This window comes from Thalassospira sp. SM2505 (assembly GCF_054901115.1).
In genome coordinates this window covers 2,131,620-2,149,032 of sequence record NZ_CM142731.1, presented here as the reverse complement: position 1 = coordinate 2,149,032, position 17,413 = coordinate 2,131,620, and the positions used below count along the sequence as shown (strand labels likewise).

Annotated in this window: 17 protein-coding genes; 7 read left to right on the top strand and 10 right to left on the bottom strand. The window is 53.5% G+C overall.

All coding sequences use genetic code 11. From position 1 onward, the window contains the following. Nucleotides 1-10 precede the first annotated feature (10 nt). The 4 genes from ACTU44_RS09955 to ACTU44_RS09940 all read right to left on the bottom strand — a co-directional run bounded on the left by ACTU44_RS09955 (nt 11) and on the right by ACTU44_RS09940 (nt 2,851). Complete coding sequence (locus tag ACTU44_RS09955; protein ID WP_462097338.1) at nt 11-457, bottom strand: MmcB family DNA repair protein; 447 nt, start codon at nt 455-457, stop codon at nt 11-13. A gap of 76 nt (nt 458-533) precedes the next feature. After that, the gene (locus ACTU44_RS09950) at nt 534-779 is read right to left on the bottom strand and encodes a DUF2312 domain-containing protein (RefSeq protein WP_007090950.1); all 246 of its coding nucleotides are present in this window, start codon (nt 777-779) and stop codon (nt 534-536) included. Between the two features lie 100 nt (nt 780-879). Continuing rightward, nucleotides 880-2,049, bottom strand: a complete 1,170-nt coding sequence (locus ACTU44_RS09945; RefSeq protein WP_462097337.1) for a carboxylate-amine ligase — start codon at nt 2,047-2,049, stop codon at nt 880-882. A gap of 1 nt (nt 2,050) precedes the next feature. Beyond that, nucleotides 2,051-2,851 carry an N-formylglutamate amidohydrolase gene (locus ACTU44_RS09940; protein ID WP_462097336.1) on the bottom strand — a complete coding sequence of 267 codons (801 nt, stop codon included), beginning with the start codon at nt 2,849-2,851 and terminating at the stop codon, nt 2,051-2,053. A 286-nt stretch (nt 2,852-3,137) separates the two neighbouring features. Between ACTU44_RS09940 and ACTU44_RS09935 the strand changes: the two genes are divergently transcribed. Then, complete coding sequence (locus ACTU44_RS09935) at nt 3,138-3,887, top strand: FadR/GntR family transcriptional regulator (RefSeq protein WP_114098716.1); 750 nt, start codon at nt 3,138-3,140, stop codon at nt 3,885-3,887. A gap of 55 nt (nt 3,888-3,942) precedes the next feature. Next, complete coding sequence (locus ACTU44_RS09930) at nt 3,943-5,205, top strand: glycerate kinase type-2 family protein (protein ID WP_462097335.1); 1,263 nt, start codon at nt 3,943-3,945, stop codon at nt 5,203-5,205. Between the two features lie 33 nt (nt 5,206-5,238). Here ACTU44_RS09930 and otnI read toward each other — a convergent pair whose 3' ends face one another. Together otnI and gcvA are read right to left on the bottom strand one after the other, a co-directional pair. Beyond that, complete coding sequence (otnI, locus tag ACTU44_RS09925; RefSeq protein ID WP_462097334.1) at nt 5,239-6,030, bottom strand: 2-oxo-tetronate isomerase; 792 nt, start codon at nt 6,028-6,030, stop codon at nt 5,239-5,241. A gap of 59 nt (nt 6,031-6,089) precedes the next feature. Continuing rightward, entirely contained in the window at nt 6,090-7,004 is a 915-nt protein-coding gene (gene gcvA, locus ACTU44_RS09920; RefSeq protein WP_462097333.1) for a transcriptional regulator GcvA, read from the bottom strand. A 122-nt stretch (nt 7,005-7,126) separates the two neighbouring features. On the opposite strand from gcvA, the gene ACTU44_RS09915 reads away from it, so the two are divergent. The 3 genes from ACTU44_RS09915 (at nt 7,127) to hemN (ending at nt 9,899) form a co-directional block, all read left to right on the top strand. Then, nucleotides 7,127-7,816, top strand: coding sequence for an FMN-dependent NADH-azoreductase (locus ACTU44_RS09915; RefSeq protein ID WP_462097332.1), 690 nt, complete (start codon nt 7,127-7,129; stop codon nt 7,814-7,816). Nucleotides 7,817-8,022: 206 nt separating this feature from the next. After that, nucleotides 8,023-8,451: an HIT domain-containing protein gene (locus tag ACTU44_RS09910; RefSeq protein WP_114098722.1), complete on the top strand. Its 429-nt coding sequence runs from the start codon at nt 8,023-8,025 to the stop codon at nt 8,449-8,451. 92 nt (nt 8,452-8,543) lie between these two features. Continuing rightward, nucleotides 8,544-9,899, top strand: coding sequence for an oxygen-independent coproporphyrinogen III oxidase (gene hemN / locus ACTU44_RS09905; RefSeq protein ID WP_462097331.1), 1,356 nt, complete (start codon nt 8,544-8,546; stop codon nt 9,897-9,899). 69 nt (nt 9,900-9,968) lie between these two features. Here the strand turns inward: hemN and ACTU44_RS09900 are convergent, their stop codons facing one another. Continuing rightward, nucleotides 9,969-10,793: an aldo/keto reductase gene (locus ACTU44_RS09900; protein ID WP_462097330.1), complete on the bottom strand. Its 825-nt coding sequence runs from the start codon at nt 10,791-10,793 to the stop codon at nt 9,969-9,971. 91 nt (nt 10,794-10,884) lie between these two features. Then, complete coding sequence (locus tag ACTU44_RS09895) at nt 10,885-12,069, bottom strand: MFS transporter (RefSeq protein ID WP_462097329.1); 1,185 nt, start codon at nt 12,067-12,069, stop codon at nt 10,885-10,887. 168 nt (nt 12,070-12,237) lie between these two features. On the opposite strand from ACTU44_RS09895, the gene ACTU44_RS09890 reads away from it, so the two are divergent. After that, a complete protein-coding gene (locus ACTU44_RS09890; RefSeq protein ID WP_462097436.1) occupies nt 12,238-13,119 on the top strand; it encodes a LysR family transcriptional regulator in 882 nt (293 codons plus the stop codon). A 15-nt stretch (nt 13,120-13,134) separates the two neighbouring features. On the opposite strand, the gene ACTU44_RS09885 is transcribed toward ACTU44_RS09890, so the two are convergent. Continuing rightward, complete coding sequence (locus tag ACTU44_RS09885) at nt 13,135-14,085, bottom strand: EamA family transporter (protein WP_336080534.1); 951 nt, start codon at nt 14,083-14,085, stop codon at nt 13,135-13,137. Nucleotides 14,086-14,150: 65 nt separating this feature from the next. Then, nucleotides 14,151-15,158, bottom strand: coding sequence for a mitochondrial fission ELM1 family protein (locus ACTU44_RS09880; RefSeq protein ID WP_336080533.1), 1,008 nt, complete (start codon nt 15,156-15,158; stop codon nt 14,151-14,153). Between the two features lie 238 nt (nt 15,159-15,396). On the opposite strand from ACTU44_RS09880, the gene ACTU44_RS09875 reads away from it, so the two are divergent. Next, complete coding sequence (locus ACTU44_RS09875) at nt 15,397-17,412, top strand: sensor histidine kinase (RefSeq protein WP_336080532.1); 2,016 nt, start codon at nt 15,397-15,399, stop codon at nt 17,410-17,412. Nucleotide 17,413: the final 1 nt, after the last annotated feature.

Below are 17,413 nucleotides of genomic sequence, written 5' to 3'. Positions count from 1 at the left end.
TTGAGCAAGATCAGGTGATGAACACCGCATCACCTCCCCCACCCTGAAGACGGGTAGCGGCGGTTTGACCAAACGAAATCAGAAGCTTTTTGCGCCTTGCAGCAGAAAGTGAGCATTCCTCACATTGTCGGATGATCGCGGCTTCATATCGATCTGCAACGATCAAACCAACATTGTCAGGGATCAGTTCCTTTGGAAATTCCATCGGCACGGCAAAGAAAAATCGGTCGCAATAATCAAGATAGCTTTCCCATTTCTGATCGACCCGGAAATCCTCCACAGAAGATTTGACCTCAACCGCCCACAACTCCCCCTTTGCCCCCAATGCCAAAACATCCAGTCGCCGACCATTACCCAGACGCAGCTCTGTCAAACAAGCCATCTGGTGATGATACAAGAGCCGACAGACGCCAGCTGTGACTTCAGATGTGATTTGGGGGCGGGTTCTTGTTTCCATGGCGAAATCTTACAAAAACAAAAGCCCGCTCGAAAGCGGGCTTCATGGGATCGTGTATGTCTACTGACAAAAAGTGTCAGCTCATGCCCAGTGCGCGTTTGTAAACCTCGAGGATTTCTTCCTGTTCGGTGCGCTCGTGGTCTTCCATTTTGCGCAGGCGGATGATCTGGCGCAGGATTTTCACGTCATAGCCCAATGCCTTGGCTTCGCCATAGACTTCCTTGATGTCAGCCATCAGGTTGGCTTTTTCTTCCTCAAGGCGTTCGATACGCTCTACATAGCTCGCAAGCTGATCGGCTGCGATACCACCGACTTCGGTCATCAATTCTTCTCCGATGATGGATTGCACAGCGGATATCCGGTGCGCGAAATTTTTAATGCGGCGCGACGATACTCAATGGATTGCCTGCTGACAAGTGTCGTTAGGACGCAATTCCCGATCCAGGCACTGTTCGTTCAATCAGACGGTCTGCCACGGCAAGCAATGCGTCGTTCGGGCTTGCCCCCTGCTCGATTGCGGCATTGTAAATCTCGCGCTGGCGCCGGGCACTTGTACCACGATGGATGATTTCGCGGGCATGTTCGACTTCGGCCACGCACCCAAAGAATTCTGCATCAGGCCGGATCAGCTCGAGGATTTCCTCAACCAGATCGGCATAAGGGACAATCTCTGCGCGACCAAAATCAATAAGCCCTGCCTTGTCACCCGGATCACTGCCATAGCGGCAGGCCCGCCAGCGGTTTTCGCGCACCAGCATGTTGGAATAAATCCGCCAGCGCTGATTGTTACGCCGCAGCCGATAGAGCATCCGCATCACGCAACGCGTAATGGATGCGACGCAAATCGCATCTTCAAGATCCGTACAAACATCAGCAATACGCATTTCAAGCGTTGGCCAACGGTCACTCGGACGCAGATCCCACCAGAGCTTGGTGCCGTCTTCAATCACCCCTGCCTGAATAAGCATATCGACATGGCGGCGATATTCCGCCCATGAACCAAACACTTCGGGCAAACCGGTGCGTGGCAGATTATCAAACACCGAAAGCCGGAAGGTCTGAAGCCCCGTGTCCCTGCCCCGCCAGAATGGCGAGCTTGTCGTCAATGCAAGCAAATGCGGCAGGAAGTAGCTGGCCTGTGCCATCAGTTCGATCCGAAGATCATTATCCTCGATCCCGATATGGACATGCATCCCGCAGATCAGCAGCCGATCAACCACAGTACGCAAGTCCCGCGCAATCGTGTTGTAGCGTTCGCCATCGGTATGTTTCTGACTATCCCACTGCGCGAACGGATGGGTAGATGCGGCAAGCAGTGCCATATCATACTTCCCAGCGACTTCACACAAGGTCGAGCGCATATGTGTCAGTTCCTGCCGGGCCTCGGCCGCACTGTTACAAACCTTGCTTCCGATCTCGACCTGGCAGCGCATGAATTCGCTTGAAACCTGATCGCCAAGCTTTGCCTTCGCATCTTTCAGGAAATCGGCGGGCGGGTCCTTGGCAAGATCGCGGCTGTGGCGATCAACAAGCCAGAATTCTTCTTCGATGCCGATGGAAAATCCCGGTTCCTGTGCACTGGACCCAACCAAATCAGTCTCTCCGGATTTTATAAAGGTTCGGGTCGGCAAGGATATCGACAAAGGCATCGCCAAGGATCTTTGCCCATTTCTCGCAACCTTCATCAGTATCAATCAGATCCTGGCGAATTTCAATCGACACACAGGGCAATCCCCCTGCTTCGCCATGATGATCAATAGTGTAGTCGGCCATATGCTGCCCGGAATAGGGTTCATTGTCGCCAATGGTCAGGTCCGGGTTCTGTTCACGCAATTTCGCAAGCAACGGCACCGGAATACGATCATCCTGATCCCAAAGAACACCAATTTCCCATGGGCGTTCGAAGCCCTGGAACACGGGCGTAAAGCTGTGGATTGCAATCAGGGCCGGGACGATTTTATGCGCATGGAAATTGGCAATGCGTTCTTCGATCGCACCGTGATAAGGCAGGAAAATCTCGCGAATACGCTTCATATGTTCCGTCGGCGAGATATTCTTATTGCCCGGAACTACCGTTTGGTCGGCAATTTCAGGCATTCCGGTCGGGTCCCAAAGCTGACGGTTGCAATCGATCACCAGACGGGAATATCCCCCCAGAACCGCCGGACAATCAAAACGGTCAACCAGAATCTCTGTCACCTTGCGTGCGCCGATATCCCAGCCGATATGGCGTTTGCGTTCTTCTTCGGGCAGACCGAGGGTACCGAGACTTTTGGGAATAACGCGCGATGCGTGATCACAGACAAAAAGCGAATGCCCCTTGCCTGCTTCATTCAAAATTTCGAACGGGGCCGGATCATCCTGACCCAACAAGGTCCCTGCATGGTGAGGCACGCATATTCTCCTGAAAGTCGGTATTTGCTGTGTGGTGGCGGGTTCTGTCGACAGGTCACTGTCCCGATAGAAGCGGTGCCTGTGATCCGTCCGACATCTGTTGAACTATCAATTTATCGATCCCGAGACAAGATTTGCCCTGCATTATGCCATCACTTCGCGCATCGACGCTTTGCGTCCATCGCAAACATCCCGTAAAGTGGTATGACCATTACGTTCAGGATCACGTTGCAACCGCTTGAGCAACCGCGTTGGCATAGAAGAAAACGATTGGAGTAAACCCAACATGCCGTCTGCCAAACCAGCAGCCGTAAACGACGATCAGGAAGGCAAGCGCCCCAAAAGGATTGCCGATCAGGTCGCAGATCAGATTCTTGAAAAGATTTCGGACGGCATTTTCCTGCCCGGTGACCGACTGCCCGGCGAGCGTCAGCTTGCCGAAAGCATGAAAGTCAGCCGGGTTTCGGTTCGCGCGGCATTGCAAAAGCTCAAGACGCGCGGTTATCTCCGTGCGGTTCAGGGTGGTGGTACGGAAATCCTGTCATCGACCGGGATCGACATGGACACGGCGATGACCGATCTGGTGCGCGATTCGATCAACAATCTGCGCGATCTGCAGGAAATCCGCTGTACGCTTGAAACATGGGCTGCCCGCCGTGCTGCCATCAATGCCAGTGATGAAGATATCAAATTGCTGCGTCTGGCCTTCCGACAGGCACATGATCCGCGGCGTGCCGCCAAATACCGTGCAGATGACGATCATCGCCTGCATATGATGATTGGCCGCGCCACCGGATCGATCATTTATTATCACGTGATGAAGATGCTTCACGATGTGCTGCAAGCAGCACTGACTGAAATCCGGTTTAACTCCATGAGCGGCCCGTCCTTCGACCGCATGGTACAGGATCACCACCGCGACATTATCGAAGCAATTGCAGCCCGTGACCCGGATGCCGCGGAAAAGGCAATGTCCAACCACCTTCAGGCGGTACTTGATTTCTTTAAAACGGCCTCGGACAAGCAATCAACCTGATCGCAAAAAACAACAGGGCCGATAACAAAACAAATCCATTCAGGGGAAAACCGACATGACGACCTCGCGCGAGAAACTTCTGGCTTTGATGGATGCCGCACTGAAGGCAGCTGATCCGGGCGTTCAGATCCCGCTCAACATGCCATCACCGCCAAAGGGGAAAACCATTGTCATCGGTGCTGGCAAGGCATCGGCGAACATGGCGCGCGCGTTTGAACAGGCATGGAAAGGTGATCTCGAGGGGCTGGTCGTAACCCGTTATGGCCATGCTGTTCCATGCGAGAAAATTGAAATCGTCGAGGCATCCCATCCGGTACCGGATGCCGCAGGCGAAGAAGCCGCAAAACGCATCCTCGAAATCGTCAAATCCGCTGGCCCGGATGATCTGGTTGTCTGCATGATTTCGGGGGGCGGCTCGGCCCTTTTGGCCCTGCCCGGTCCGGGACTGACACTGGATGACAAACAATCCATCAACAAGGCGCTTCTGCGCAGTGGCGCGACAATTTCGGAAATGAATTGTGTGCGCAAACACCTTTCGGCGATCAAGGGCGGACGTCTTGCCAAGGTGGCGGCACCGGCGCGCATGCTGACATATCTGGTGTCAGATGTTCCCGGTGATGACCCGGCGATTATTGCATCGGGCCCGACCGTTGCAGACCCGACCACGGGTCAGGACGCGCTTGATATCATTCGCCACTATCAGATCGACATTCCCGAAGCCGCCGAAACGCTTCTTCGCAGTGCTGCTGATGAAACCGTCAAACCCGATGATCGGTGCTTTGACGGGCATGAGACAATCATGCTATCGCGCCCGCAAGACAGTCTTGAGGCCGCCGCATCGGTTGCCCGCGACATGGGGCTGAACCCGGTGATCCTTGGCGATGCCATCGAAGGGGAATCTCGCGAAGTCGCCATCATGCATGCCGGTATCGCCCATCAGGTTTCCAATCACGGACAACCCGCCGCGAAACCCTGTGTTCTGCTTTCTGGTGGAGAAACCACCGTGACGGTTCGAAGCAAAGGCGGCCGTGGCGGCCGCAACAGCGAGTTTTTGCTGTCACTTCTGATCCAGCTGCGCGATCAGCCGGGGTTCAGCGCCATTGCCATTGACACAGATGGCATTGATGGCAGCGAAGACAATGCCGGTGCGATCATGGATGGGACAAGCTGGAAAAAGGCACAAGAGCTTGGCATCGATCTTCGTGAATATCTTGCCAATAATGATGCCTATAGCGCCTTTGCCCGGATCGATGATCTGATCATTACCGGCCCGACCCTGACCAATGTGAATGATTTTCGCGCAATCCTGATCGAATAGGATCAGCCGCTAAAATTTGGGCAAAGGACGGGCTCAGGCATCAGGCTTTGGCATCCATGGCCGGACCCAGCCAAGCCCGTCTTCGGTTCTGCCATGCGGTTTGTATTCACAGCCGATCCAGCCGTCATAGCCAATGCGATCAAGCATATAAAACAGGAATGGATAGTTCAGCTCGCCACTGTCGGGTTCATGTCGCCCCGGTGCTCCGGCCACCTGAATATGGGCAATTTGGTCAAGATGCTTGTCCAGACGGGCGGCAATATTCCCGCCAACAATTTGCGCATGATAAATATCGAACTGAAGCTTAAGCCGCGGATGGGCAAGCTGTTCCAGGATAACCGCCGCCTGCTCGACCGAGTTTAAAAGATAACCCGGCATATCAATCGGATTGATCGGCTCGATCAGGATATCTATTCCCGCCTGATCGGCAAGATCGGCAGCATAGAGCAGATTGTCACAATAAAGACGGGCCAGCTCGCCGGAATTCTCGTTCTGTCCCATCACACCGGCCATACAATGAAGCATCTTGCAGTCGGTTGCCGCCGCGTAATCAAGCGCCTTGATCACGGAATCCCGAAATTCGTCCTCGCGCCCCGGTCGACAGGCAAGACCCCGGTCACCGGCCTCCCAGTTGCCAGCCGGAAGATTAAACAGCACCTGTTCCAGCCCGTTATCCTTTAGAAGCGATTTGACCGTTGAGAGCGGCATGTCATAGGCACCGATATATTCGACACCGACAAACCCCGCCTCAGCCGCAGCAGCAAACCGTTTCTCGAATGGAAGATCGGCAAACAGAAATGAAAGATTGGCGGCAAAGCGTGGCATATCGCACCTGACGGGTGAGTGAAAATTATCCGGTATGGTTTCCCATGCGCCACACAAGGTCAATCATCAATCAGTGAATTCTCAAGATGCAGTTGTGATTTTTTGACTTCGGCCAAAAGCCAGTCCCCGAACATCTCGACCTCCCCCCGGTTATTGCCGCGCCCGGTATGGACGAAGTGATAATTGTGACCTTCAAGATACAGATCAAAGGGCATGGTCAACAGACCGGCATTGATCTCCTCGCGGGCCATGGCGGGACTGGCAAGAACCACGCCCTGCCCGGCAATGGCGGCCTGAATGGCATGCGTATCATCAGAAAAGCTGATCCCGCCCGATGTTCCAAGCCCCTTCACCCCGTTGACCTCAGCCCAGCGTTCCCAGGTCGGGGTAACGTCATCAGGATTTAACCAGTCAAGATGTAGCAAGGTTGCCCTGGACAGATCATCAAAGCCTTGAATACCCAACGCCGGACTGCAAAGCGGTGCGAAAGTTTCGCGAAACATCGTTTGAACCACAAGCCCGTGATGCGGGCCACGGCCATACCGGATCGCTGCGTCAACCGTCCCGCTTGCAAGGTCAACCACCTCTGCCGAGGTATGAAGATGCAGATGAATGTCAGGATGACGTTTTTGAAAATCCGGCAAACGGCGCAACAGCCATTTGGCGGCAAAGGACGGAAGAACCGAGACGGTCAAACCGCGCGATGTCTTGCGGCGACGAACACGATCAATTGCATTTGCAAAGGAGACAAACCCGTCGCGAAGCACCGGGTAAAGTTCCTGTCCGGCCAGGGTCAACACCACCTGTCTTGGTTTGCGATCAAACAGGCGCACACCAAGAGTTTCCTCAAGAAGGCGCACCTGATGACTGATTGCCGTTGGTGTCACGGCAATTTCGGCAGCTGCTTTTTTAAAGCTTTGATGGCGGGCGGCGGCTTCGAACGCACGCAAGGCAGCAAGGGGCGGCAAAGACATATGGATGAATTTAACTCATCTGATACGTGAAGAATTCGATTTTGCACTAACCTGAAAAACAAGACAAGTTTTGGTCATCACCCAATCAAAGATGAATTAGAATCATCAGATGGAGCCCCAAAATGACCAGAATTCTTCACATCGACAGCAGCGCCCGTCCCGGTCGTTCCGATCAGAAACCTCACGGATCCCACAGCCGCCGCCTGTCGGCCAAATTCATCGAACACTGGCGCGCCCTTCGCCCGGATGATGAGATTATCTATCGTGATGTCGGTGCCAATCCGCCAGCACCCGTCACCGGTGACTGGGTCCATGCTGCATTTACCAAACCCGATGATCGCGAAGACTGGATGCATGACGTCCTTCGTGAAAGCGATCTTCTGGTTGATGAACTTTTGTCGGCTGATGTCATTGTCACCGGTGTCCCGATGTATAATTTCGGCATGCCCGCCCAGATGAAGGCATGGGTCGACAACATTGTTCGCGTCGGGAAAACATTCGGCTTTGACCGCTCACGCGATGGTGTTCCCTATTGGCCGATGATAACCGATGACAAATCAGTTGTCGTTTTGTCCTCCCGCGGAGATTACGGCTATGACCCCGGCGGCCGGGTCGCGCATTTGAACTTTGTCGAAGGCAGCCTTTTTGCACCGCTTGAATATCTCGGCATTACGGACAGCTATGGGGCAGCAATTGAATATGATGAGTTCGGCGATGATCGCACCGAACGATCAATTGCCATGGCAGAGGCAGAAACAATCGAAATTGCAAACAAGCTGATCAGGAAACACAGCACAAGAAACGCTGCATGAAATCATACGACCGGGCAAGGATTCTGTCCCGGCCCGGTCGTGTCCCTGATCAGATGCCACCGACCGGACATGCTGATAAATTCGGTTTTCTCATGATATCGTCCAGACCTTTGCTTGTGATCTTCGAATGCACACGCAACCCAAGACAAGCCCGCACCTTGTCGCTATAACAACGGTCTATTGTGATCATGATAGAGGCCCCAAGCATGAACAACGCCTTTGCCCTTCATCCCCAACTTGCCGCTGACACGACCCTTGTGACCGATGGTCCGTTGTCGCATGTGCTGCTGATGAATGATGCGCGTTATCCCTGGCTGATCCTTGTGCCCAAACGTCCCGATCTTGTTGATTATGATGATCTGAGCACCGAGGATCGCATCACCCTTGGCAACGAGGTCGCGGCAGTTTCGAAAGTGATCAAGCGCCGTTTTGAAGCGTACAAAACCAATGTTGCCATGCTGGGCAATATGGTTCCGCAGCTTCATTGCCATGTCGTTGGCCGTTTCAAGAACGATCCGGCATGGCCCGGCCCGATCTGGGGCGTTGGAACGGCTCAGCCATATGCAGAAGATGCAGGTCGCGATCGTCTTGCTACCCTGCGGGCCGATCTGATTTCCGCTTTCAAGCATCTCTAGATATTCAGGCAGCCCTGCTTGACGCACATCAAGGCACCCCAGATTGGAATAATGCAAAAGACGGATAGAACGAATTAACCGGGATATCCGTCATGCAGCTTGCACTTTACGAAAAATACGATCTGCGACTGCCACGTTATACCAGCTATCCGACCGCCCCCCATTTCCATGCTGGCGTAAATGGTGACGTATTTGAAGGATGGCTTGGTGACCTTGATCCCGACCAGCCGCTTTCCCTTTATCTGCATGTCCCCTATTGTCAGGAAATGTGCTGGTTTTGTGGCTGCAACACCAAGATCACAAAACACTACAAACCGGTCGCCGGGTATGTCGACGCACTGGTTGGCGAAATCCAAAGCACGCTGAGCAAGCTTCCCGCAGGCAAGAAATTCAGCGTTTCACATATCCATTTTGGCGGTGGCAGCCCAACCATCATGAAAGCCGATGATTTGCGTGCGATCATGACAACCATACGGGCCCGGCTTGATATTCTTGACGATGCCGAAATTGCCGTTGAGATGGACCCGCGGACAGCCAAAATCGATTTCATGGATGCCATGATCGAGTTCGGCTTCAACCGCGCAAGCATCGGTATTCAGGACTTTAATGAAACTGTGCAACGGGCCGTCAACCGCATCCAGAGCATGGAACTGGTCAGCGATGTGATTACCAATCTGCGTGATCGCGGCATTACCGGTATCAATGTCGATCTGATGTACGGCTTGCCGTTTCAGACTCTTGAAACATTGCGCGAAACGGTTGATCAAACCGTCTCATTGCGCCCTGATCGCTTGTCTGTATTTGGCTATGCCCATGTTCCCTGGATGAAAAAACATCAGCAACTGATCCCGACAGAAGCCCTGCCAAACACGCAGGAACGCTGGGCCCAGTATGAGGAAATCCAGAACCGTCTTGCCATGCACGGATATGTTGCCATCGGGCTTGATCACTTTGCCCATGAAGCCGACAGCATGGCGATTGCCCTGAAAAACGGGAAACTTCACCGCAACTTTCAGGGTTACACCACCGATCGCGCAGAAGCGCTTATCGGCTTTGGCCCTTCGGCGATTTCATCCCTGCCGCAAGGATATGCGCAAAATGATCCGGCCCTTGCGCGCTGGCAACGCAATGTCGAAGACGGCAAATGCGCCATCGAAAAAGGCGTCGCCCTTTCAGCCAGCGACAAGCTGCGCCGCGAAATCATCAATGAATTGATGTGCAACCTGACCGTTGATCTTGATGTCGTCTGCGCACAGTTTGGCACATCGGCGGACCGGTTTGCGCCCGAACTTGAACGCATCAGCGCCATGAGCGCCGATAACATCGTCGAAGTTAACGGCAATAACATATCCCTGACCGAAACGGGACGTCCTTTGGTGCGTGCTGTCTGTGCAGCGTTTGATACTTACCTTGATCCCGCACATGGTCGACACTCCCAGGCAGTTTGATCCTTTGAATAATCCAACAAAAGGGGCCAATTGGCCCCTTTTTTCATTGATCGAACGGAGTTGAAAAGATCAGTCCCACTGCGGCGCCAGCCCATCAGGACTGACGATGCGGCCATTTGCATCAGCAAGATCGTGAATGACCGTCATTTGCGCGCTCGACAGTTCAAAGTCAAAGATATCGAAGTTTTCCTTCAACCGGTGCTCGTCAACAGTTTTGGACAGGGTAACCACACTGTTTTGCTGGATCAACCAGCGGAGAACTATCTGCGCAACCGATTTTCCGTGATCGGCGGCTAATTCTTTCAGGGTGTCATTTTCAAATACCTTACCATCGGCCATGGCAAAGTAACTGGTCAGAGACATCCCGAACCTGTTTGCCGCATCCATCACAACGGATTGATCAAGGAACGGATGATATTCGACCTGATTGGTTACAATCGGAGCATCTGAAAGCGATACCGTCTCGGCCATCAGAGCGGTACTGAAGTTGCTCACCCCGATATGGCGGACCTTCCCGGCCTTGTGAACGGCATTAAGTGCGCCTATCTGCTCAGCCAGCGGCACATCATTGTTCGGCCAGTGCAAAAGCAAAAGGTCAACATAGTCTGTACGCAACTTGCCAAGACTTTCATCAACAGACGCAATGAAATCATCATGACGGTAATTGCTGACCCAGACCTTGGTGGTCAGGAATATGTCTTTGCGCGGAATACCTGACATTTCGATGGCTTCGCCCACTGCGGCCTCATTCTCATAAATCTGCGCGGTATCGATATGACGAAATCCGGTTTTCAGAGCCTGCGGGACGATGCGCTTCACATCATCTTCGGCGATGCGAAACGTCCCAAATCCAAGCGCAGGAATGCGCGCGCCATTTGCGGTTACATCAAACATTTTCAATCCTCGTTTTGTTGCGTTTTGATGGCAAACATCCATTTGATGTTTGCGTTTCAAACTGTGGAATATTTCGTAGGCGGGAATGCGTTCACCGGGCAGGCTGAAGACTGATCTCGTGACGTCGATCAAGCGATCCACTCAACACAGTCAAACCAAGTGCAACAACAACCAGAATGGCACCAATCCAGGGCGTCGCGACCAATCCCAGACTTGATGCGACAATCTGCCCACCAATCCAGGCGCCAAGAGCAATGCCAAGATTGAACGCCGCGATATTGAGTGCAGAAGCGACATCCACACCATTAGGGCGATGTTGTTTGGCCAGTTTCACGACATAAAGCTGCAGCCCCGGCACATTAGCAAATTGCAGGAACCCAAGCGCCCCCAAGGTCGCAATCGTCGCAATCGGCGAAATGACAGCAAAGCTGAACAGAACAAGGACTGCCGCCTGCAAGATAAACAATCCAGTCAGGGCACGGATGGGATTGCGGTTGGCAAGCTTCCCACCCGCAAGATTACCAATGGCAATCGCGACACCGTAAAAGATCAGGATCAGACTGACCGATGATTCGGTAAAGCCGGTGATTTCCTGCAAGATCGCTGACAAATAGGTAAAGGCAACGAATGTCCCGCCATAGCCGAGTGCCGTCATGCCATAGACAATCAACAAACGCCCACTGCCCAGAACACGGAGCTGATCGCCAAGCCCTGCCGCTTCACCACGCTTGAGATTCGCGGGCAGCAATGCCGCAATCCCGACAAAGGAAATAACCCCCAGAAGGGCAACTCCCCAGAATGTCGCGCGCCAGCCGAACATCTGACCAATAAATGTTCCCAATGGAACACCGGTGACAATTGCAACCGTCAACCCCATGAACATCATGGCAATTGCCGATGCCCGACGATCTTCCGGAACAAGGTCCGCTGCAATCGTCGCCCCGACCGAGAAAAACACACCATGTGCAAAGGCGGAAATCACCCTTGCGACCAACAGCAGCTCGTAACTCGGACTTAGTGCTGCAATCGCATTCCCGATAATGAACAACCCCATCAATCCCAACATCAGGGATTTGCGGTTCATCCCACCGGTAAGCGCGGTCAGGATCGGTGCACCAAAAGTAACACCAAGAGCATAGACACTGACGATCAGGCCCGCCATCGGCAAGGTCACGGCAAGATCCGTTGCAACCGTCGGCAACAGGCCGACGATCACAAATTCTGTTGTCCCGATCGCATAGGCTGCGATGGTCAACGCAAACAAGGCAAGTGGCATCCAAATTCTCCTTCCGCAGATGATGCGGATAATTGTGTTTCATCGGGATTTCCCGGAATTTGGTGTGACTATGCCAAGCAAAACCTTGCGCGATAATCTGGATTGCGCGACAACCATATATGAATTCAATTCAAAGATGAGGCACAATTGGACAATCGCGCAGGTGAAATGGAGACCTTTGTCAGAGTCATCGAGCATGGTAGCTTTTCCCAGGCCGCACGGGATTTGCACATGTCTCCGTCCGCCGTCAGCAAACTGGTCACGCGCATTGAGGACCGCCTTGGCACAAGATTGCTTGTCCGATCCACCCGCCAGCTGCAACTGACACCTGAAGGCGAAATGTATTTGCGCCGTGCCCGGACCATTCTTGATCAGATTGATGAAACCGACCGATTGATCGGCGGCGGCGGTCAGGTTGCACCACGTGGCAAGCTTAGCGTTAATGCATCTGTCGCCTTTGCACAGGTTTTCATTGTGCCCAACCTGCCGCGTTTTCTGCGTCAATATCCCGACATCGAGCTTGAACTGACCCAGACCGATGGCATTGTTGATTTACTGGAAGAACGTGCTGATATTGCCATTCGTTCAGGCTTGTTACCGGACTCCAACCTGATGGCGCGCAAGCTTCTTGAAACGAAGCGCAAAATCGTCGCATCCCCGGACTATTTGGCAGAACATGGCATCCCGCAAACACCGGCCGACCTCGCCCATCATAAATGCCTACGCTTCAGTTTCATCAAGGGTCGGAATTTCTGGCCATTCACCGATCCACAAACCAATCGACGCTTTGAACAAACCATCAGTGGTGATTTTCTGGGAAACAACGGCCCGCTGGTCAAGTCTATGTGTCTGGCAGGTATCGGCATAGCCCGGATTGGCAATTTTCATGTTCAGGATGCAATCGACCGTGGTGAGCTGATCGAAATTCTTAAAGACTGGACTGCGGATGACGTGGAAACGGTGCATGCTGTCTGGGCCGGTCACGATCATCTTGCCACCCGTGTTCGCGCCTTTATCGACTTTGTCGCAAACTGCGTCAAAGAAGCCTGAAATCAATGCCCCGGACTATGCAGACTTGCGCAAAGTCAGAATGACAATGCCACTGACAACAATCAGGCCGCCAACCATCTGGATAGGGCTGATCATCTGGTCAAGCACCACCCAGCCAAACAGCAGGGTCGCAATCGGCTCGACATTCATCACCGGCGCATTGCGCGCCATATCCAGTCGCGGCACGGTGATGAACAGAACGGAAAACGCACTGCCATAAAGCGTGACCAGAACGGCAAGTCCGATCCAGCCCGGCAAGGCTTGCGGTGTTGCCATGCCACCGGGCAGTACATCACCGATTCCGGCCATGATCATGGCGATAAAGACTACTACCATCGTAAACATGGACCGAACAGAACCATTCAAAGCAGCAAGCTTGTGATCGGTCACCCAGAACGCCACCGACAGGGCGGTTGCGGCCATCAGGGCAAAGACAATGCCAAGCCACCATTCATCAGTTACAGCAATACCGCCCCCCAGGATCCCCGGCAGATCAAGCGCCAGGACAAGCCCCGAAAGAATGAACAGCATCAGAGCAGCTGATTTCAGTGTCGGGCGCGCACCACCCAGCCCCCATGTCAAAAGGGCCAGAATGATCGGAAACGTATTGGCCGTCAGCAAGGCCAGCGCCACAGGTACACGCGCGACCGCAGAATAGAGGCACAGGCTCTGGATCGTGATCATCAGACCAAGTAGTAATTGCCACCGTCCCAATCGCCTGGGAAGGCGAATGGAATGACGCTGCATGGTGATGATCGAAATCAGGATCAGCAACGCCACACCTGATCGGCACAGAACCGCCAGCAGCAACCCGGTGCCATTTTCAAATGCAAGCCGTGCGGCGACATGGTTGCCCGCAAAGCTGCAGGCGACAAGCGCCAAAGTCATCACAGCAATCTGGCGGGGAAACAGTGCGGGGGCAGCATTCGGGTTTACCGGGGACGGATCGTGACGGGCGGCGGACATTCAGTTTAATCCTGACTGGTTGGGGCGCACCGAATAGACCTTATACCCCTTGAACAATCAAGGCGTTATATGGAGTCCTGAAGTTCCGCAGCACTTAGAAGTTCAAGACATCTCTGTGCAACCAGACGTGCGGGCTGCAAAGACGGATGATGAAACGGCACAAGCTCGGTCCCGGTTTGCATCGGCCGGGCATAGCCCCCTTCATAGAGCGACTGTTGAAACCGTCGGTGACGTTCCGAGGACAATCCATCGGGCGCATAGATATAAACCCCACCGGACGCGGCCGCTGCTTCACAACACATCGAAACGGAATCACCGGTTACAATCACCACATCGGCAAGTGCGAGATATCCGAAATAGGGATTTTCGTTCTGCGATGTCCAGTCGTGATAGTGATAGGCAAGCCCCGATGCTTCCAGACGACTTGCGATCAGGGCTTCATTCTCAGATCCCGTGCGTCGGCTTGTCGTGACCATCAGGCTGCCATCGACAGCCTGGGCGGCCTCGATTGCCTTTGAGATCAGCTCGTCGGCCATCACACTTGTAAATGTTGTCTTCTTGGTATTGCCCCCGACAATGACGGCAAAACGCGGTGACGGCAGCCCCTTGAAAACAGGGCGCCATTGATCGGCCTCGATCAAAAGACGCGTCTCGGTGACCCGATGCGGGGCACCAGGAATTTCGACAATATTTTCGCGGATCGTGATCTGGTCATGCGCAGGAACCGCAATCAGATCAAACGCACCTTCGCCACCATCCGGACGCATGATCTGGCAGATGCGGCTGTGACCCCGGCTTTGCTTTTTGATCCATCTGGCGATCGGCGCAGTCCTGCGACCGGCAGAAATCACAAGGTCTGGCCAAGGCGCGGTCAATCTGGTGCGCGAAGACATATCAACACCGATCAAACTTGATCCACGGATGAAGTTTGGCAGACGCGCCCATTTGGTATAACCGATATCGATACGCTTGAAGGGTTGCGCCAATGCCTCGGCGACACCGATTGCCTGATTGACATTTCCGGCCCGATCATCGGCCAGAACCCATATCAGATGCGTGTCTTGCTCGGTCATTCAGGGAAACTTTCCTGATTTGATTATTGTTTTTCGACGATGGCACAAAACAGATTATCGTTTTTGCCTGTCCGGGTCGATGGATGCTGATCTGATAGGTACAGTCAGATTATGGGTTTATCAAGCATCCACGCAAAGTCATGAAATTGGCGCTGGGCAATGAAACATTTTTGTAATTTAATCATTCGCCCCTACCTATTCTTTAGGATGGGAAACTTATTACTCAGGCGCAGGCAGAATGCTCGGCTCATCGGTATCGGTCAAAAGAACTTCAAGAACTGTCCTGTGCATCCTGCTTGCCTTGCTGCCGGTCACTGTATGGATGGTGACCGAATTCTGGCGCGAAACCAAACTTGTCGACATCAGCGAGGATGGCCGGAACAAGCTTGAACTTTATCGCTCCAACCTGCAGGGCGCGATCAAGGAACATGAATATCTTCCGATCACGCTGGCCTCGGACAAACGCATCATTGATCTCGCTCTCGGGGCCGATCCGGCGACCGCAGCGGCGGTTAATGTCTATCTTGAACGGCTTACGGCAGACAGTGGCGCATCTGATATCTATTTCATGGATGAGAGTGGTGCGACTATTGCCGCTAGCAACTGGAACAGCCAGGCATCCTTTATCGGGCGCAACTTTTCATTCCGCCCCTATTTCCAGCAAGCCCGCATGGGCATGACCGGTCATTATTTTGCGTTTGGTATCACATCGAATGTTCCGGGTTACTATATCTCCCATCCGGTCCGCCCGGACGGCACGACCTTTCAGGGGGCTATGGTGGTCAAAACCCATCTTGAGGCCCTTGTGCAACGCTGGGCAAGGGGCAGTGAAAGCGTTCTTGTCACCGACGAAAACGGTATCGTCATTATTGCGTCTCATCCTGAATGGCGGTTCCGCGATCTTGACGGATTGCCGACAAAGGAGCGACCGCGGATCATTGCTTCACGCAAATATGGTGACCATTCACTTGATCCGATGCCATTGATTTCCGGTGACTGGCCAAAAGGCAATGACCTTGGGACCCTTACACTTGGCGGAACACCACGCAATGCGGGCGATCAAGACATCTCCCCCGCGCCCGAAACCGGTCAGCTCCGCACCGAAAAAGCCAAACCCGAACTGGCGAAAACCACCTATCTTGTGACGGGCAGCACCCTGCCAACACAAGGGTGGCGGATGTATTTGCTGACCGACAAATCATCACTGGATCGTTCGATCATCAGTGCCGGTTTGATGGGCGGTGCTGCGCATATCATTTTCACCGGTCTGGTGTTTATCATCTTGCAGCGCCGACGCGCGATGCTTGAACAACTTGAAATTCGTGACTGGTCACAGCGCGAGCTCGAACGTCAGGTTCGCCTTCGTACCGCCGATCTGATGAGCACCAACCTGCGTCTTGCCCAGGAAATCAATGAACGGTCCCGTACCGAAGATGCCTTGCGATCAGCACAGGCAGAACTGGTCCAGACCAGCAAACTCGCAGCCCTTGGTCAGATGTCAGCGGGCATTGCCCACGAAATCAACCAGCCGCTAACCGCCATTCGAAGCTATGCCGAAAACGCCCTTAAATTCATTGCGCGCGGCAATGAAGAAACGGCAAGCCGCAATCTGCAACGCATCTCGGAACTGACCGACCGAATGGGGCGGATCACGAACAACCTCAAGACATTTTCGCGCCGTCCCGAACAGGACAATCACCCGGTTGACGTCCCCAAACAGATGCAAACGGCGATTGATCTTGTTCATGAAACCGGTCGTGCCGGCATGGCCGAGATTGTTATGACCCACGATGAAAATATTCGCCCCGTCATCGCAGAGGCCAACCAGCTGACACAGGTCTTTACCAATCTGATCAGCAATGCCGCAGATGCCTGCAACAGTATCGAAAACGCCAAAATCGAGATTTCGATTATCGAGCGTGAAGACCGTGTCCTTGTTAAGGTCAAGGATAACGGGCATGGCATCCTGCCCGAAAACCTGCCGAAACTTTTCGACCCGTTCTTTACCACCAAACCCTTTGGCGACGGTTTGGGACTGGGTCTTTCAATCTGTTATGGCATCATTCGAAGCTTTGGCGGCACCATCCGTGCGGAAAACCGCCCAACTGGCGGATCATCCTTTATCATCGAGCTTCGCCATGATGGTGTTGGCGAGGAGAGCCGGGAAAACAGTGTCTCGACGGGAAATGCAGGGCCTGATAAAAACCAGAATCAAATCGCATCTGCTCTTGATGTGCATGGGGATCAGGCCTGAC